The organism is Methyloversatilis discipulorum (genome assembly GCF_000385375.1).
Taxonomy (GTDB): Bacteria; Pseudomonadota; Gammaproteobacteria; order Burkholderiales; family Rhodocyclaceae; genus Methyloversatilis; species Methyloversatilis discipulorum_A.
The window spans coordinates 3,932,064-3,949,325 of record NZ_ARVV01000001.1 but is presented as its reverse complement, the minus strand read 5'-3'; the positions used below and the strand labels follow the sequence as shown (position 1 = coordinate 3,949,325).

General features: G+C 66.3%; 18 protein-coding genes and 1 tRNA gene. 5 read left to right on the top strand and 14 right to left on the bottom strand.

What is annotated here, in order from left to right; genetic code table 11:
- The first annotated feature begins 42 nt into the window (after window positions 1–42).
- The 3 genes from METRZ18153_RS0118310 (at window position 43) to METRZ18153_RS0118300 (ending at window position 3,877) form a co-directional block, all read left to right on the top strand.
- Window positions 43–1,608, top strand: a complete 1,566-nt coding sequence (locus tag METRZ18153_RS0118310) for a DEAD/DEAH box helicase (RefSeq protein ID WP_020166115.1) — start codon at window positions 43–45, stop codon at window positions 1,606–1,608.
- A gap of 37 nt (window positions 1,609–1,645) precedes the next feature.
- Window positions 1,646–3,454: a DNA helicase RecQ gene (gene recQ / locus METRZ18153_RS0118305; RefSeq protein ID WP_020166114.1), complete on the top strand. Its 1,809-nt coding sequence runs from the start codon at window positions 1,646–1,648 to the stop codon at window positions 3,452–3,454.
- A gap of 171 nt (window positions 3,455–3,625) precedes the next feature.
- Window positions 3,626–3,877, top strand: a complete 252-nt coding sequence (locus METRZ18153_RS0118300) for a hypothetical protein (protein WP_020166113.1) — start codon at window positions 3,626–3,628, stop codon at window positions 3,875–3,877.
- A gap of 28 nt (window positions 3,878–3,905) precedes the next feature.
- Here METRZ18153_RS0118300 and METRZ18153_RS0118295 read toward each other — a convergent pair whose 3' ends face one another.
- The 6 genes from METRZ18153_RS0118295 to METRZ18153_RS0118270 form a co-directional block, all read right to left on the bottom strand.
- Window positions 3,906–4,451 carry a c-type cytochrome gene (locus tag METRZ18153_RS0118295; protein WP_051091687.1) on the bottom strand — a complete coding sequence of 182 codons (546 nt, stop codon included), beginning with the start codon at window positions 4,449–4,451 and terminating at the stop codon, window positions 3,906–3,908.
- Window positions 4,426–5,688, bottom strand: coding sequence for a sulfite dehydrogenase (gene soxC / locus METRZ18153_RS0118290; protein ID WP_020166111.1), 1,263 nt, complete (start codon window positions 5,686–5,688; stop codon window positions 4,426–4,428). Before soxC ends, METRZ18153_RS0118295 begins: the two co-directional genes overlap by 26 nt.
- Before the next feature lie 7 nt (window positions 5,689–5,695).
- Window positions 5,696–6,799 (bottom strand): FIST signal transduction protein, encoded by a 1,104-nt coding sequence (locus METRZ18153_RS0118285; protein ID WP_020166110.1) that lies wholly within the window; start codon window positions 6,797–6,799, stop codon window positions 5,696–5,698.
- Between the two features lie 10 nt (window positions 6,800–6,809).
- Window positions 6,810–7,232 carry a PhaM family polyhydroxyalkanoate granule multifunctional regulatory protein gene (locus METRZ18153_RS0118280; RefSeq protein ID WP_029143874.1) on the bottom strand — a complete coding sequence of 141 codons (423 nt, stop codon included), beginning with the start codon at window positions 7,230–7,232 and terminating at the stop codon, window positions 6,810–6,812.
- 165 nt (window positions 7,233–7,397) lie between these two features.
- Window positions 7,398–9,266 (bottom strand): ATP-binding response regulator, encoded by a 1,869-nt coding sequence (locus METRZ18153_RS0118275; RefSeq protein ID WP_020166108.1) that lies wholly within the window; start codon window positions 9,264–9,266, stop codon window positions 7,398–7,400.
- Complete coding sequence (locus METRZ18153_RS0118270) at window positions 9,263–9,937, bottom strand: response regulator (protein ID WP_020166107.1); 675 nt, start codon at window positions 9,935–9,937, stop codon at window positions 9,263–9,265. Before METRZ18153_RS0118270 ends, METRZ18153_RS0118275 begins: the two co-directional genes overlap by 4 nt.
- Window positions 9,938–10,161: 224 nt before the next feature.
- Between METRZ18153_RS0118270 and METRZ18153_RS0118265 the strand changes: the two genes are divergently transcribed.
- Window positions 10,162–10,815, top strand: coding sequence for a response regulator (locus METRZ18153_RS0118265; protein ID WP_020166106.1), 654 nt, complete (start codon window positions 10,162–10,164; stop codon window positions 10,813–10,815).
- Window positions 10,816–10,854: 39 nt separating this feature from the next.
- Here the strand turns inward: METRZ18153_RS0118265 and METRZ18153_RS0118260 are convergent, their stop codons facing one another.
- The 4 genes from METRZ18153_RS0118260 to mutY form a co-directional block, all read right to left on the bottom strand.
- On the bottom strand, window positions 10,855–11,562 hold the full coding sequence (locus METRZ18153_RS0118260) for a P-loop NTPase family protein (protein ID WP_019916462.1): 708 nt from the start codon (window positions 11,560–11,562) through the stop codon (window positions 10,855–10,857).
- A 35-nt stretch (window positions 11,563–11,597) separates the two neighbouring features.
- Window positions 11,598–12,422, bottom strand: coding sequence for a class I SAM-dependent methyltransferase (locus METRZ18153_RS0118255; RefSeq protein WP_020166105.1), 825 nt, complete (start codon window positions 12,420–12,422; stop codon window positions 11,598–11,600).
- 105 nt (window positions 12,423–12,527) lie between these two features.
- A complete protein-coding gene (locus METRZ18153_RS0118250) occupies window positions 12,528–12,794 on the bottom strand; it encodes a YkgJ family cysteine cluster protein (RefSeq protein ID WP_020166104.1) in 267 nt (88 codons plus the stop codon).
- Entirely contained in the window at window positions 12,787–13,863 is a 1,077-nt protein-coding gene (gene mutY, locus METRZ18153_RS0118245; protein ID WP_020166103.1) for an A/G-specific adenine glycosylase, read from the bottom strand. The genes METRZ18153_RS0118250 and mutY overlap by 8 nt, the downstream gene beginning before the upstream one ends.
- Window positions 13,864–14,002: 139 nt before the next feature.
- Here mutY and METRZ18153_RS0118240 point away from each other — a divergent pair, with 139 nt between their 5' ends.
- Complete coding sequence (locus tag METRZ18153_RS0118240) at window positions 14,003–14,491, top strand: flavin reductase family protein (protein WP_020166102.1); 489 nt, start codon at window positions 14,003–14,005, stop codon at window positions 14,489–14,491.
- Here the strand turns inward: METRZ18153_RS0118240 and METRZ18153_RS0118235 are convergent, their stop codons facing one another.
- From METRZ18153_RS0118235 to METRZ18153_RS0118220, 4 genes are all read right to left on the bottom strand, one after another.
- Window positions 14,492–15,520: a DUF481 domain-containing protein gene (locus tag METRZ18153_RS0118235; protein WP_020166101.1), complete on the bottom strand. Its 1,029-nt coding sequence runs from the start codon at window positions 15,518–15,520 to the stop codon at window positions 14,492–14,494.
- 391 nt (window positions 15,521–15,911) lie between these two features.
- The gene (locus METRZ18153_RS20930) at window positions 15,912–16,517 is read right to left on the bottom strand and encodes a hypothetical protein (protein WP_157257254.1); all 606 of its coding nucleotides are present in this window, start codon (window positions 16,515–16,517) and stop codon (window positions 15,912–15,914) included.
- Window positions 16,518–16,632: 115 nt separating this feature from the next.
- Window positions 16,633–16,706, bottom strand: a tRNA-Gly gene (locus METRZ18153_RS0118225).
- Between the two features lie 53 nt (window positions 16,707–16,759).
- Window positions 16,760–17,200, bottom strand: coding sequence for a cupredoxin domain-containing protein (locus METRZ18153_RS0118220; protein ID WP_020166099.1), 441 nt, complete (start codon window positions 17,198–17,200; stop codon window positions 16,760–16,762).
- Between the last annotated feature and the right edge of the window lie 62 nt (window positions 17,201–17,262).

Sequence of the window (17,262 nt, the reverse complement as noted above, 5' to 3'; positions counted from 1 at the left end):
GTGTCACTCAGCTTGAGCGACGGGCCGTCGCTGGAGAACTGTTTGAACACTGAAGTCGATTTCGCCGGGCTTGGCCTGGCCGAACCCCTGCTGCGCGCCATTTCCGAAGAAGGCTATACGCAGCCCACACCGATCCAGCAGAAAGCCATTCCGCTCGTGATGGCCGGGCGCGACCTGCTCGCCGCGGCACAGACCGGCACCGGCAAGACCGCCGGTTTCACCCTTCCCATTCTGCACACCTTGATCAACCGCCCGGCCAGCATTCCGCCGGGACGGCCACGCGTGCTGGTCCTTACACCGACGCGCGAACTCGCAGCTCAGGTCGAGGAATCGGTCCGCACCTACGGCGCGCACGCCAAGCTGCGTTCCATGGTCATGTTCGGCGGCGTGGGCATGAACCCGCAGCTGCAGGCGCTGAAGCAGCGCGTCGACATTCTGGTTGCGACGCCCGGCCGTCTGCTCGATCACCTCGGCGAAAAGACGCTGGATCTGTCGGGCGTCGAAATTTTCGTGCTCGATGAAGCCGACCGCATGCTGGACATGGGTTTCATCCGTGACATCCGCAAGGTGATCGCGGCGCTGCCGAAGGCGCGCCAGACCTTGCTGTTCTCGGCGACCTTTTCGCCGGAGATTCGCGAACTGGCCCACGGGATGCTGAACGACGCTGCCGAGGTGGAGGTTGCTGCACGCAACACCACCGCCGAGCGCGTCGATCAGGGCGTCTATATGGTCGAGCAGAAGCAGAAGCGTCATCTGCTGGCGCATCTGATCAACAAGGGCGAGTGGTCGCAGGTACTGGTCTTCACGCGCACCAAGCATGGTGCCAACCGTCTGGCCGAACAGCTCGACAAGCAGGGCATCACCGCCGCTGCCATCCACGGCAACAAGAGCCAGAACGCACGCACCAAAGCGCTGGCCGACTTCAAGGCGAATACGCTGCGCGTGCTGGTCGCCACCGACATCGCGGCGCGTGGTCTGGACATCGACCAGCTTCCGCATGTCGTCAATTTCGAACTGCCGAACGTGCCCGAGGACTACGTGCACCGCATCGGCCGTACGGGCCGGGCGGGCGCCAGCGGCGCTGCGGTGTCGCTGGTTGATCGCGAGGAAGTGAAGCTGCTGACGGCCATCGAAAAGGTGACCCGGCAGTCGATTCCGCGCGTGACGGCGGATGGTTTCGTGCCGGTTGCCGGCGCCAGCGAGGAGCCGGATCGCGGTCCGCGTCCGCAAGGTCGCGGAGCTCGGTCGGACGGTGCAACGCGCAGCAAACCCGCGTCCGGTAACGGGCAGCAGCCGCGCCAGGGCCAGCAGCCCCGGGCGGCTGGCGATCGGCCGGCGCGTGCGCCGCAGAACAAGCCCATCGCGCGCGGCAATAGCAACCCTGCCCGCCCGCAAGGCAGGAGCGGCACTGCCAATGGCAACGTCGCCAACGGCAACCGCACCCCGGTGCGCACGCACGACGATGACGACGACAATCGCGGCAATCGCATCCAGCCGGCGGCCAAGCCGCCGCGCGAGGTCAATGGCAACGTGATGCCGCGTGGCAACGAAGCGCGACGTCCGCAACAGCCGGCGCTGTTCTCGCGCAACCGCAGCGGACAGCGATAACATCACGCCATTTGCATGAAGGGCCAGGGGCGACCGCGTGCGTGACGATGCACTGAAAGTGCTGAAGGACGTCTTCGGCCATCCCGGTTTCCGCGGTGCGCAGGGCGAAATCGTCGAGCACGTCGCGGCCGGCGGCGACGCCCTGGTGCTGATGCCGACAGGTGGTGGCAAGTCGCTGTGCTACCAAGTGCCGGCGCTGCTGCGCCCCGGTACGGCAGTCGTCGTGTCGCCACTGATCGCGCTGATGCAGGACCAGGTCGCCGCGATGACCCAGCTGGGCGTGCGCGCAGCCTTCCTCAATTCCACGCTGGATCTCGATCAGGTGCGTGAAGTCGAGCGCAGCCTGCTCGACGGCACGCTCGATCTGCTCTACGTCGCCCCCGAGCGGCTCAACACCCCTCGCTGCCTCGATCTGCTGAGTCACATCCGGCCGGCGTTGTTTGCCATTGATGAGGCGCACTGCGTCGCGCAGTGGGGCCACGACTTCCGTCCGGAGTACCTGCAGCTTTCGGTGCTGCACGAGCGCTTCCCGGACGTGCCGCGCATTGCGCTCACCGCCACCGCCGACCCGGCGACGCGCACCGAAATCATCGACCGGCTGGCGCTGCACGACGCGCGGGTGTTCGTGTCCAGCTTCGACCGTCCTAACATCCGCTACACCATCGTGGACAAGGACGACGCGCGCAAGCAGTTGCTGCGCTTCATCCGGAACGAGCATCCGGATGAAGCTGGCATCGTCTATTGCCTGTCGCGCAAGAAGGTGGACGAGACAGCCGAATGGTTGCTCGCGCAGGGCATCAAGGCACTTCCCTATCATGCAGGCATGGACGCGGCGATGCGTGCTGCGCATCAGGCCCGCTTCCAGCGTGAGGAGGGCATCGTGGTCGTTGCCACCATCGCCTTCGGCATGGGCATAGACAAGCCGGACGTGCGCTTCGTCGCCCACCTCGATCTGCCGCGTTCGATCGAGGGCTATTACCAGGAGACCGGGCGCGCCGGACGCGACGGCGGTGCCGCCGACGCGTGGATGGCCTACGGTCTGGCCGACGTCGTGCAGCAGCGCCGCTTCATCGACCAGTCAGAGGGCAGCGAAGCCTTCCGTCGCATTTCCAGCAGCAAGCTCGACGCGCTGCTCGGCCTGTGCGAAACGGCGCAGTGCCGGCGCGTTCATCTGCTCGCCTATTTCGGCGAACAGGGGCAGCCCTGCGGCAACTGCGACAACTGCCTTACGCCGCCGGAAACCTGGGACGCGACGGTCGCCACGCAGAAGGCGCTGTCCGCGATCTACCGCACCGGCAATCGCTTCGGCGTCACCCACCTGATCGACGTGCTGCGCGGCAAGGACACCGAGCGCATCCGCCAGTGGGGGCATGACAAGTTGAGCGTGCATGGCGTCGGCAAAGCCGAGGACGACAACCTGTGGCGCGGTGTATTCCGCCAGCTGGTCGCGCTCGGGCTGGCCCGCGTCGATCACGAATCCTATGGCGCACTGGTGCTGACCGAGGCCGCCCGTCCGGTGCTGCGCGGCGAACAGCCGGTGATGATGCGCCGCATCGCCGAGAAGGCTCGTGAATCGGTGGCGCGGCGCACGCGCAGCGTCACTCCGGTGTCGATGGACGGGGTTGACGCCAATCTGCTGGCAGCGCTGAAAGCCTGGCGGCTGGACGAAGCGAAAACCCAGTCAGTTCCGGCCTACGTCATCCTGCACGACAGCACGCTGATCGAACTGGCACGCAAGCGCCCGGCGGATCTCGATGACCTGACCGACATACCGGGCTTCGGTGCACGCAAGGTCGAGCGCTACGGCGATTCGCTGGTCGAGTTGATCTCGGGCTTCGAACAATGACATATTGCACTGCAATAGTGCCTTGTCGTCTTTGTGCCCCGATCTGACGCAGCGCTGACGATGAGGTGGCTGTCAGATTTAAATAAAAACAATGGCTTGTATTCAACTCTCTGTTGGTCTGGATATTGCATAGTGCATCACTGACTTCGTTTTTGAAGCAGGGAGGGCATCATGCGTTGCAACATTCGACCACTCCTTTTCATTGTCGCCTGCGCGCTGACACAACCGCTGACCGTCTGGTCCGCAGCACCCGATTGCCGTGCAAGCAGCCAGGATCCGCTGGCTGCGGAGGCGTGCCGGGAAAATGCGCGCTCCGCCTATCCGCTGGCGCACCTGTTCGAAAATCCCTCGGAATCAAGAACCAGCCTGGCGCTGGCCGCACTGCTGCTGGGCGGCATGGCCATGCGCGCCCGCGTGCGCTGATCGGCGCGGCAAGGGCGCCGCGCGCACTTCAGTTCGCCTCGATGCGGATGAAGCCATCGCGGTTCGGCATCCGCACCGCTGGCAGAGTGCGCGCGTCCATGACTGCGTCAGCGGCGATCACGCCGTTGATGTGCAGCAGCCAGGCGCTGAGCGCATACACCTCGTCCGCGTTCAGCGTGCCGGGGGCGGTCATCGGTTTGGCGCGACGGATGAAGTCGAACAGTGTCGTCGCGTAGGGCCAGTAGCTGCCTACCGTCTTGTCGGCCGCCGGTGTGTTCAGCGGGCGCGTCGCGCCCGCCAGTTCCTCGGCGCTGCCGCCGCGGGCGTCCTTGCCGTGGCAGGCCGCGCAGTGGCGGGCAAACAGCGCGGCGCCCTCGCTTGCCGTGCCGCGACCGGGGGGGAGGCCGCGACCGTCCGGGAATACGTTCAGTTGCTGCCGGGCGAGCGCGACTTCATCGACGGCCTGCCCGAGTCGTGGTGCCTCAACCGCACTTGGCGCCGCCGCGCAGGCACTGAGCAGCAGCGACGACAGCAGCGCTGCCACGCCTTCAGTAGGTGTGCGTAACCAGCCCATCGTCCTCGACTGCCCAGGCAACGATTGCGTTGTAGTGGAAGTAGCCGGCGCGCCCACGCTCGGCGACCAATGCCGCGCGTTCCGGCTGCAGATTGCCGCGCTCATCGGTGGCTCGGCTCTTCAGCACGGCGGGCTTGCCGTCCCATCGCCACGGTATGCGGAAACGGGTCAGGCAGCGGGGCAGCGTCGGCGACTCGAGCGCGGCGTCGGCCCAGCTCTTGCCGCCATCCGCTGAAACCTCGACCCGCCGGATGCGTCCGTGCCCGCTCCACGCCAGACCGCTCAGCTGATAGACGTCGGGGCGCCGCAGCGTCTGGCCGTGCGACGGAGACGTGATCAGCGACTTGCAGTCCATCGTGAAGGTGAACTGACGGGCCTTGCCCGATGGCTGCAACTCGGTGTACTTCGACGTTTCGTTGCGCGACATCACCGGCTGGTCCGTCACTTCGAGCCGCTGCAGCCACTTCACATGCAGCACGCCTTCCCAGCCGGGCACGATGAGACGCATCGGATAGCCGTTCTCCGGGCGCAGCCGTTCCCCGTTCTGGTACAGCCCGATCAGGCAGTCGTCGCGCATCTTGGCCAGCGGGATGCTCATGTTCATCGCTCCCGCGTCGGCACCTTCGGCGATCACCCACGACGCGCCGACGTCCACACCCGCTTCGTCGAGCAGTATGGACAGCGGCACGCCGGTCCATTCGGCGCAGGACAGCAGCCCGTGCACTGAACCGGCTGATCGCTGTATCGGTTCGCCATGCCAGCCGGCGTTGCTGTTGCCGCCGCACTCGATGAACAGCATCTGCGAACGCATCGGGTAGCGCAGCAGCGATTTCACGTCGAAGCTCAGCGGCTGGCGCACGAGACCGTGCACGACAAGCTTGTGGCGCGCCGGGTCGATCTGCGGCACACCGTTGTGATGCCGCTCGAAATGCAGTCCGTTCGGCGTGATGATGCCTTCGAGTTCCTCCAGTGGCGTGAAGGACACGCCGTTGCCGGCCACCGCCCGATTGGCTCCGATGCGTCGCGCCGTCAGGCGCTCGTGCGGCGATGGTTGGCCGTAGGGCGTGAAAGGCGCGCCCGGGGTGTGCAACCACGGCAGTTCGTCAGCGGCCTGCGTGTCGACAGCCGCCGCGGCCGTTGCCAGCGCCAGCCCGCGACGCAGGAAGAGACGGCGATCGAGCAGACCGCCGCCGGCGACTTCCGGCAGGGAGAGGAGATCGGGCCGCGGGCGAGGCATGGGGTGGTTAGAGGAAGAGCGTCAGCACGCCGGTATAGCCGTACAACTGATCGTGCGAAATTTCGCCGCCGGCGAAGAAGCCTGCCACCGGCAGGCCGGGAAAGGCTTCCTCCAGCATTTCCGGTTCGGTGTTGTCGTCGCCGAACATGTGCGCTCCGCGCGCCGCACAGGAGATGTAGAGCGCGGCGAGCGGCGGCTGCTCCAGCGTCGCGCGCAGGTCATTCAGCATGCGCTGCATGTCGGCGCGGGCGCAGTCGGCGTCGCGCCGGTAGAAGCGCAGCCGTTGTCCGACCTCGACCGTGTCGTTGATGGCGATCAGGCCGTTGCCGGGGTCAAGGCCGATTACGTTGCGCACGCGGAATTCGGCGTCGTCGCGCCCAGTCACGCCCAGTCCCGGCAGGATGTAGCGCGCCGCGCGCCGCAGGTCCTGGCCGAGTGAGGTGCCGGCCGCTTCGAGGAAGGCGTCCAGCGCCGGGCGGCCGTTGATTTCGGTGATGACGTTCTGGTCGCAGGCCGTGACGACATGGGTTTCGCCCACCGCGCAGCAGCCCTGCGTCAGGCGCGTCATGATGGAAACCTGCTCGTTGAAGGCGACGCCGCTGATGCCGCCGCGCAGCGCGCCGTTGGCGATCATCGGTGCCTGTCCGCGCGCCAGCGCGAGTCCGCCGGTAACGAAGCCGCTCGACACCTTGGTGGCCATGTCGGCGACCAGATCGGCCATGTCCGGCGTTGCCGGATCGGCGTGCACTACTGCGAAGTAGGGCTGCTCGGGTGCGGCGTCGGTACCAAGCGCGTTGGGCAGGCGCTCGCGGCCTGAGAACACGCGGAAGCTGCCCTCCGGCAGACTGCCCACCAGCAGCGACAGGCCGGGCTGGTCCTGCGCCGCGATGGCGCGGCCGATCACGCCGACTGAACTGGTGCCGACCCAGTTCTCGATGCCGGTGAGCCGGGTCAGGCGCTCGAACATTTCCTGCAGGTCGCCGCCGTAGTGATCGGCGAAGTACACGAAGCCGAGGTTGGCGTCCTCAGGCATGTCGAGCGCCGACAGTGCCAGGTCCATCGCGACCGGCCAGTCTTCGTGGAAGGCCGAACTGGCGGCGAATCGGGCCATCCGCAGTACCTCAGCCTCCGCCGGCGGGCGGCGACGTGTCGTCGCCCGGTGCGGTCGACGACGGATGTGCGGCACCCGCGTTCTGCATCAGCGTCCACGGCCACATGGCCGCATTGCCGAATGCCTGCATCGGGTTCTGTGCCGGGTCCTGCGCGTGCGCAGCGCCGGTGGCTGCCGCGCCGGTGGCGCTGGCCGCCATGGCCTGCATGGTGGCCAGCGTCGCGCGCTGTACCTCCAGACCCTGGATGCTGGTCTGCAGCATGCTCAGGTTCATGCGCAGCCAGCCTTCGACCGCCTTCAGGTCGGTAATGCGCTTGTCCAGCTCGCCGACGTCAAGCGTCGGCGTGACGAAACCGGGTACCGGGAAGGGCATCTGCCCCCATACGGAACGCAGGAATTCCATCGGGTCGTACTGTGAGGAGTCGCTGGCCATGGCATCACCTGTGTCGATCTGTGTGCGCCAAGCATAGCGCGCCGTGCCTCGCCGGGGGACACAAAAGAAAACGCGGCCACAGCGGGCCGCGTGAAGGGAGACACAACGTGCACAACGCCTTCATTCTTGTGCAGTGGCGCCGGCAGCGGCAATCGTCCGTTCGGCTTAAGCCGAAGCGACCTGCTCCTTCAGCTTGAACTGGATCAGCGTGCGCAGCTTGGCCGGCATGACCGGCTTGAGCAGCAGGTGGTGGCCGAGGTCCTTCGCCTCTTCCAGGCGCTCCGGCGTGGCGCTGCCGGTGACCAGGATGGCCGGAATGTCGACGCCGAAGTGCCGGCGCACCGCCGCCACCACGTCCGGCCCGACTTCGCCGTCGCGCAACTGGTAGTCGGCGATGATGAGGTCGGGCGGCGCGCCGCGTTCGGTCACGCTGTTCATCGCTTCCTCATGCTTGCTGGCGATCAGCGTCTGCGCGCCCCAGCTGCCGAGCAGCGCGGCCATGCCATTGACGATGCTCGCTTCGTCGTCGATGACCAGGATGCAACGGCCGCCGAGGTCGGCCTGGCTGCGTTCGGTGCGCACTGCGGTGGCCCGTACCACCGGCGCACGACCCATCGGTACGTCGATGCGGAACACGGTGCCTCGACCCGGCCGCGACGCCAGGCTGACCGGGTGCGACAGCAGCGCCGACAGCCTCTGCACGATGGACAGGCCGAGCCCCAGGCCCTTGCGCCGGTCGCGTTCGGCATTGGCCAGCTGCACGAACTCCTCGAAGATGCGACTCTGGTCGTCCGCTGCGATGCCCATGCCGGTGTCCCACACCTCGAAACGCAGCCCGTTGCGACGTACCCGCGTGCTGACCAGCACGCCACCCGCCGGCGTGTAGCGCATCGCGTTCGAAATGAGGTTGCGCAGGATGCGTTCGAGCAGCACCGGGTCGCTGCGCACCCATGCGGCACGCGAGCGGATGCGGAAGGCGAGTCCGCGATCGAAAGCTTCCGGTTCGAAATCCATGCGCAGCCGGTCGAACAGGGCGCTGACCGACACATCGGTGACTTCCGGCTTCACCTTGCCGGCGTCGATCTTCGAAATGTCGAGCAGCTCGTTGAACAGGCCCTCCAGCGCCTCGACCGAACTGCTGATGCTGGTGACCAGATTCGCCACCTCCGGCTCATGCGCCTTGGCCGACAGCGCGGCGGCGAACAGGCCCATCGCGTGCAGCGGCTGGCGCAGGTCGTGGCTGGCGGCGGCGAAGAACTGGCTCTTGGCGCGGCTGGCCTGGTCGGCGCGGTCACGCGCTTCCGACAGTTCGATGTTCTGCGATTCCAGCCGGCGGCTGAGCACCTCGTTGGCATAACGGCTGCGCAACGCGCGCTCGATCAGCGCGTTGAAGTTCTTGCCGACCCGCCACAGCGCGATCATCAGCACCGACACGATGAAGGCCACCAGCAGGTCGTGCCGGCTGCCCTCCCAGATGTAGCGTGCGATCACCGGCAGCAGCGTGGCACCGAGGAAGGTGTAGTAGCTCGGCAGGTGCATCGAGGTCAGGGCTGCCGCGACGCCGCACACCGACACCAGCAGCGACATCAGCACGATCTGCTGTTCCGGCGCTTCCGGGCTGAAGAACAGCCACAGCGTCGAACTCCAGAGCACGCCGGAAATGGCGGCGCCGATCAGCCAGTAAGTGCCCCAGCGCGGCGCGCTGGCGGCGTCGGGTGCGGCACGCCTGTACTGGCGCAGCAGCACCAGACGCGACACCTGGTTGGCCATCGACAGCACGAACCACAGTGCGACCGTCCATAGCGGGAAGGTGTCGTACACCGTCCAGGCGACCAGCAGCGTGCCGAGGATCTGACCACCGAAGGCAGTGCCCAGGTTCGCGTACAGCATCTGGATCTGTGTTGCCACGACCTGGCGGTCGAGCTGGGCCTGTTCGCCCGGCTCCAGCCGGGCCGCCGCGTCGCCGCGCTCGCGCGTCAGCGACTCGATGGTCGTGTCTTCGGACAGCACGACCGGAGGCGTCATCTGGCTCATGGCGTCGAGCCCGGTGTTCCGAGCTTCAGTCCGATGCGGCTGGCTGCCAGCACCGCCTGCGTGCGGTTGCTGGCGCCGAGCGCCTTCAGGATGGCGGTGATATGCACCTTGACCGTGCCTTCGGCCAGATTCAGCTCGCGGCAGATTTCCTTGTTCGGCTTGCCCTGCACCATCAGCGTCAGCACTTCCGCCTGACGCTCGGTCAGGCCGATGTCGGACGCGGTCTGCGGCCGTCGCGGTGTCTCTTCCTGACGCGGCGCGCCGAGGCCCAGTTCGCCGACGATGGCCTGCCGCGGCACGTAGACGCCGCCCGACAGCACCAGTCGCAGCGCGCCGAGCAGCACTTCGTTGGTGCTCGATTTCGGAATGAAGCCCATCGCGCCCTCGTCGAGCGCCGCCAGAACGGTGTCCGAGTCGTCGAAACCCGACAGCACGACGATGGGCAGCGCCGGATGTGCGCCGCGGAAGGTCTGCAGCGCGCTCATGCCGCGACAACCCGGCAGCGTCAGATCGAGCAGGGCGAGGTCGAGATCGGGGTGCTCGTCGGCCAGCCGCAGACCGCCTTCGCAATCGGGCGCGTCGTACAGACGGATGTCGGCCGCAAGGCCCGGCAGCACGTGGCGCAGCGCTTCGCGTATCAGCGGGTGATCGTCAACGATCAGTATCTTCATGGGTGTCCGGGGCCATCACGTCGTCAGCGCCTGAAAGTCCTTCGCGCATCGGAGACGTCAATGATGGCGGAAAGTAGCGCAACTCGGGACCTGTATTATTACTTTAGTCGTAGGCCGCTTGGATGAACTGCACCGGGAGGGTGCGCAATTACACTGAGGCGGCCCGCCTCCGGCTCACACCGTGCCGAGGCGGAGCACATCGACACGTCATCGGGAGGTTCTGTTTGGGCTGTCTGCTCATCGTCGAAGATCATGCGCTGGTGCGCGAAGGCATGGCCCAGACGCTGGCGCGGCTGGGTGCGGAGTGGTGCGTGATCGAGGCGTCCGACGCGGCGCAGGCGCTGGCCGTGATCGACGGCGGTGCCGAGGTCGATCTGGTGCTGACCGACCTGATGCTGCCCGGCATGAACGGCTTTTCTCTGCTCGCCACGCTGCGCGAACGCGATCCGTCGCTGCCGGTGGTGGTGGTGTCCGCGCTGAGCGACAAGGCGACGGTGTCGCGCGCGATGCGCCAGGGCGCCTCGGGCTTCGTATCGAAAGGCGATTCCGGCGACCAGCTGGTGCAGGCGGTACGTCTGGTGCTCGACGGCGGCCTCTATACCCCGCCCGAGCGTCGCCCACCCAACGCACGGGCCGGACGCACGTCGGCGACGATACGCCCGAGTCCGGCCGACGACTACGGGCTGACGCAGGCGCAGACGCGGGTGCTGCACCTGCTGGCCGAGGGGCGTTCCAATCGCGAGATCGCCGAGTCGCTCGGCCTGGCCGAAGGTACGGTCAAGGTGCACGTGACGCGCATCTTCAAGGCGATGAAGGTGACCTCGCGTGCGCAGGTGCTGATCGCACTGGCACAGCGCGGCACGCGCCGCGAGGGCTGAGCGCGGGACGCACGCGAGGCGCGTCCCGCAGCGCCCGGCTCAGTGCGTGGTGGTGCTGCCCATCGTCGCTTCGACGCTGCTCCGTGACTGGGCCGGCAGGGCGTGTTCCATCGCGTCCTCGGCGTCGATATCCACCTCTTCGTGGTCGATGCGCAGGATGTCCAGCACCGGTGCGGCGACACGGCGACAGGCGTTGGCCAGCGGTGACGGCAGGCTGTCCGGGATGCGTTTCTGCAGCAGCTGCTTCGACGACGAGATCGCGAACACCGGTTCCAGGATGCGCGTGCGGTACTGGCCGAGCTGGCTTTCGATCAGCTTGTCGGCCGCTTCGCGCGCCCACGGGTTGGTCGGCCACTGGGTCGGAATGGCCAGTGCGCGCGGGAAGGTTTCCAGATCCTGCTGCACGGTGCGGATGTCTTCGTGCGAATCGCGGAAGGGCAGCAGCACCAGGTGGGCGAGGCCGTACAGGTGGCGGTCCATTTCGCTGCGGTTGGCGCCGCCGTCGATCACGCCTATCCACTTGTTCAGGCCGCGTATCTTGTCCACCACCTTGGCCAGCGCATCGCGCGAACGCGCGTCAGCGGTGAGATAGCGGCGACCTTCGGGGTCCAGCGGTTCGCGACCGATGTCGGTCAGCACGCAGACCGAGCGCTGGTTCAGCAGCCCCAGACCCTGACACAGCATGTGCGAAAGCGTGGTCTTGCCGGTGCCGCCCTTGTTGCCGATCACGCAGATGATTTCAGCCATTTCGTGTTCTCCACCTACCGGGGTTCGAGCAAGGATTATTCCGCGATCAGGCGTGCGCCATCGGCGGGAACTGCAGCCGAAACCGGTTCCATTTCCGCGACCGGGCGGCCATTCTTGCCGCGTCGTCCGGCAAATGTGTACACATATAGCGCACGCGCGGCCGGGTCGCCGTCGATGACGCGGTCCGCCGCCATGCCGGGAATTTCGAAGCTGTTGGCAATCAGCTGCCCATCCGCCTTCATTTCCAGTGCCGCCTTGCGACCCAGCTTGGGCATAGGCACCGGCGACAGGAAGGCATAGACGATGTCGAACTGGCCGAGCGGTACCGACCACAGGTCGTCACGGCGTATCGTTACATTGGGCAGGTGGCGGTTGCGCCAGCGGGCGACCAGCCAGGGCAGCGGCGCGTTCTCGATGCCGGTGAAGCGGCAGTCCGGGCGCGACATGGCGAGCCGGCGCAGCAGTTCGCCGGTACCGCAGCCGAGATCGACCAGATGGATGGCGCGTTCCTGCGGCAGTGCCTGCAGCAGCGCTCGGGCTGTCGCCTGGTTGGTCAGGAACAGTGGCACGCGGCTGCGGAAGGTGGACCAGAACACCGCCGACAGCAGCAGAAAGGCGAACAGATACCAGGCAGGTGCGATGTCCAGCATGCGGGCGCCGACGACCAGCGGCGAGAACAGCAGGTGGATCACCACCCACCAGCGCGGTGCCTTCAGGGTCAGCGCGAAGGCGGCGGCGATGCCCGCCTGCATGACGACGATGGCACCGATGCCGGCCGGCGGCGTCACCGTGTAGCGCAGCGCGAACACGGCAACGATCCAGGACACGAGCTGTATGGCGAGGGCGCGGAACAGGTGCATAGCGAGGCCGCCGTGCGGTAAGTCGATGCCCTTACAGTAGCCCAGCCGGCGCCTGCGCAGTCACCGATTAGCGCGCGCAATGACCCGCATTCCCGCGATTTGGCGTCAGCTGCGGGTGGCTTCTTCCAGCTTCTGCAGCCAGTTCAGCGCGTAGACGCGGTCGTTGCCGCACATCTCCACCGACGCCTGCAGACCGCTGCAGCAGGCCGGGCGCTCGGGCGAACCGAAGATGGCGCAGCGCAGGTCTTCGGTCAGCTGCACGCAGCGCACGCCCGCCGGCTTGCCCTCAGGCATGCCCGGTATCGGGCTGGAGATCGACGGCGCGATGCAGCAGGCGCCGCAGCCGTCCCGGCACTGCAGCACTTCAGTCATCGAGCGCTTCCAGCAGGCGGCGCACCGGTGCCGGCAAGGCTGCGGAGGTGGCGTCGGCGAGCGGCTGCCAGTGCAGCGACGACTCCGCCGCGAAGGCGCTGCGCGCGTCGACCGCGATGCGCAGGGGCACCAGATGCAGTTCGAAGTGGGTGAAGCCGTGGATCACCGGCGCCATCACCCGCACCGCGCCGCCGGAGATGCCGTGCGCCGCCAGCCAGTGCGCCGCTTCGCTCAGCGCTTCAGGCAAGGTCTGCGCCGCCAGTTCGGGCAGACTGAGCAGGCCGCCCCAGATGCCGTGGCCGGGTCGGCGTTCGAGCAGCACCGCGTCGGCTGTCGTCACCAGCAGCGCGTGGCGCAGGCGCTGCGGACGCAGCTTCGCCGGGCGCGGCGCCGGCAGTTCGCGCTGCCGGCCCTGCAGGCGCGCTTCGCAGCGCGCCGCGACCGGACAGGCGTCGCAGCGCGGCCGGTTGCGCGTGCACACGGTGGCGCCCAGATCCATCAGCGCCTGCGTATAGACCGCACCGTCGTGCGTCGGCATCAGCGCGTGTGCCAGTGCCCACATGCGCTGCTCGACTGCGCGCGTGCCGGGAAAACCGTCGATGCCGAAAACGCGGGCGAATACCCGCTTCACGTTGCCGTCGAGTATCGGTGCGTGCGCGCCGAAGCAGAAGGTGGCGATGGCCGACGCGGTCGAGCGGCCGATGCCCGGCAGACTTTCGATGTCTTCGACCGTGCTAGGAAAGCGGCCGCCGAAGCGCGTCATCACTTCGCGTGCGGCGCGGTGCAGGTTGCGCGCGCGGGCGTAGTAGCCAAGGCCGCTCCAGTTCTCCATCACCGTCGCCTCGTCGGCGGCCGCCAGTGCGGCCAGCGTCGGGAAGCGCTCGATGAAGCGGCCGTAGTAGCCGATCACCGTCTGCACCTGTGTCTGCTGCAGCATGATTTCCGACACCCAGACGCCGTAGGCGTCGCCGGTCTGCCAGGGCAGGTCGTGCCGGCCGTGCAGGCGCTGCCAGTGCACCAGCGTGGCCGCGAAATCGTCGCTGACGGCTACCTCTGAGGGAGTATTCATGGGCGCGGATTGTAGGCCGTGATGCAAAAGCGGCGATAATCCGTGCTCACTTGCATGCAGCCCGCCCGATGAAGCTTCCCGCCGTCCCCGTCCCGCGCCGTCCGGTGCCCGTCTCCGTTCGTCCGCACGGAGCGGCGCGATGAGCAATCCTGCGCACGACAGCCGTGCCTTCCGCGATGCGCTGGGCCTGTTCGCGACCGGCATCACGGTGGTCACCACGCGCGCACCGGGCGGCGAAGCGGTCGGCCTGACCGTCAATTCCTTCAACTCGGTGTCGCTCGATCCGCCGCTGGTGCTGTGGAGCCTGTCACTCGGTTCGCCGAGCGAGGCGGCGTTCCGCGCCTGCTCGCACTACGCTGTGCATGTGCTGGGCGAGAGCCAGCAGGCACTGTCCCGCCAGTTCGCCAGCAGCCGCGAACAGCGCTTCGCCGGCGTACAGACGACGGACGGCCTGGGTGGTGCGCCGCTGATCGAAGGCTGCCTGGCGCGCTTCGAGTGTCGCAACGACATCCAGTACGCGGGCGGCGATCACCTCATCTTCGTCGGCCGGGTCGAACGTTTCGAGCGCAGCGCTGGCGAACCGCTGCTGTACTTCGGCGGCGGCTACCGCGGCATCCGCCAGCCCTGATCACCAGGCGTAGCCGAGGCCCAGCAGCAGCGTGGTGTCGGTCGCCTTGCGGCCGGGCGCCGGCGTGCGCTCCCAGTCCGCATTGACCTGGGCAGACGCCGTGATGCCGCCGGCGATGGGCAGCCGGACGCCGGTCTTCGTTCGTACGGTCAGGAAGTCGGGGTCGGCAATACTCCAGAAGCCGTCCTGATCGTGGAACAGTTCGGCACGCCGGTCGAGTATCCAGTGCTTGGCGCGCACGCCCCAGCCGAGCGCTGGGTAGTCCTCGTCCTCGCCGGCCATGCGGTCCAGATTGACGTAGTCCAGACCGGTACGCAGCGACAGCTGGGTTGTTTCGTCGTTGTAGAGCTGCCAACCGTAACCTGCACCGACCGTGCTCCGCTGCCGGATGTCCTTGAACTTGTCCTGTTCCAGCGACAGACGCGAATAGATGAAGTTGTCGTCGTCGATGAAGTGGTCGTAGTTGCCATTCAGCAGCCACTGCTGCGCGGTACGCACGCCGCGGTCCTTGCGTCGGTCCACCTTGAGGCCCAACTCCCACGCGTAGGCCTTGGCGCGGGCGTTCAGCACGGCGTCGCCATAGACGCGATCGTTCTCCGAGTTCCCCCGCACCAGCGCAGCCGACACATTCGCGCGGCCGCTGTAGCTGACGCCGTGACCGGACTGTTCGGGCGTCGGGTTGATGAAGGCGATGTCGTGCTGCTTCACGGTGCGGCTGGCATCGTCCTTGGATACGGCGATCCGGTCGGCGTCCGTGCTGTGCAGCGTCGCCTGGCGCGTCAGGTCACCGTCGCTCGTCATCACCGTGAGCGGTTCGTGGGTGCGCAGTACGGTGACCTGATCCCAGCGGATCTTCACGGTGCCGGCATAGGCGGTTTCGATCACCAGTTCGTTGCCGGCCTTGCTGACGATGCGTCCGCTCAGGCGGTCGCCGTTGGCGAGTTGCACCTCGTCGGCGCTGGCAGCGGTGGCGCCGAGCAGCGCCGGCAGGAGGATGGAAAGGCAGTGCGGCAGGCGTCGCAATCGCATGGCGGGTTCTCCCGGATTGTGTGGCGTGCGTGCCGGCGAACGGCGTCGGCCGGCGGCGATGGATGGATCAGGCGATCCGGATGCAGCAGGGGTGAAACGAGGGTGTGCGGCTCAGCGGGAACGCCAGTCTAGCGGCGCAACGGACGTGTGGCTGTAGGAGAAGGGGAAGCGGGTGAAGGGAAAAGGAATCGAACTCAGGCGGTTTCAGGTCATCTCAATAATTTGATTAATTTATTAATTTAATTTGGGTTATCGATGCGGCGTGAGCGCCCCGATGCCGCTGCGTGGCCTGCCGGGTGGGGCCTGCGGTGGTGGGTGAAACCTCTTTGGAATGAAGGCGCTTAAGCCCCTTCCCGCCGTGCGCGATTGCAAATGACAGATGCCAGCGCCGTCACTCTTCTCGCAGTAGGTACAGCGGGTGCGCCGGGTGATCTTTTGCTGGTACCCAAACAAATTTAGTGGACAGAATGCCAGCCCATTCATCGAGCGTGTGCCCGTGAAAGTGCATGCTCAGCACCCTCAGGACTCTGTCGTAGTAATTTATTCGCCTGATGAATTCGAGAACGTCATGCAAGAACAATTTTCGTTCTGAGCCTAGATCGTTTAAGTAGCCTGGCGCATGCAAAAAGTTTTCGAACCTTTTCCGTCTTCCGGTGGCAAGGTCTAAAGATTCAGCCCCAATGATCTGGCTCGAATGGACGATGAAATTGCGACTGTCCACAAGGGATTCACCGGCAGCCAAGAGTGATCGCCCAAATGGCTCCATCACCTGAGGGTCTCGTTTTTCGCCAAGCAGCCTAAGCGCGTCAAAACGGTGTCGGCTGGACAGCTTGAAGAACGCCCAATGCGATGCCTCAAGGTCCCCAAGAGCAAGCACTTGATACAGCGACGCAAGATCATGTTCCACCCGGACATAGCTATTGATCGCGTAGGCGCGCGCAAGCATCAGGGCTCTGTAATCTTTGTCGTCTGGAACCAGTTCGTCAATTGACTTCATCGAGGGAGCGCTCGCTGGCTGTTTGCCAATTTGACACCGCGCTGGCGCTATGAAGGTGTTTGATTGTCGGGTACATGACGCGATATGCCCCAAACCCGCATGGAAAATAGCGTTTTGGAGCGGGTGAAGGGAATCGAACCCTCGTCTTAAGCTTGGGAAGCTTCAGCTCTGCCATTGAGCTACACCCGCATCGCGGCCCCGGCAGGTGCCGGGGCGCTGCGGATTGTACGCCGGATGCGTGTCTACTTCACCTCGATGGTCGCGCGCATGCCGGCTTCGGCCTGCGAGCGCTTAGACATCACGTCGTCGAATTTGCCGGTGCGTATCGGCAGGAACCACCACTCGACGCTGTGGCCGGGCGCCACTTCGATGCGCCGGATCGGGCCGTAGATCTCGGCGACTACCTTGCCGGCGGCGTCCTTGGCGACGACCTTGCGCGTGTAGACGGCATCGGCCAGGCCATTCGAGCCGAAGTAATAGGGTTCGCTGCCGGTGTTGTCGATGCGCAGCGCGTAAAGCCTGCCGGTTTCGAGCGTCAGCGCGTCCGGGGTGAAGCGGTGCTGGCCCTTGTCGGCGCCCATCTGGATGGTGACGGTCGTCGGCTCCTGCTTGCTCAGATCGCCGGCGGCGAAGGCGACAGGCGACAGCAGCAAAAGTGCGGTGGCGGTGCAGTAGCGGTTCATCGGGCACTCCGTTGCGGGACTGTCGAAAAGAGTCATGCCGGCGCCGTCAGTTCCCGTCCGCT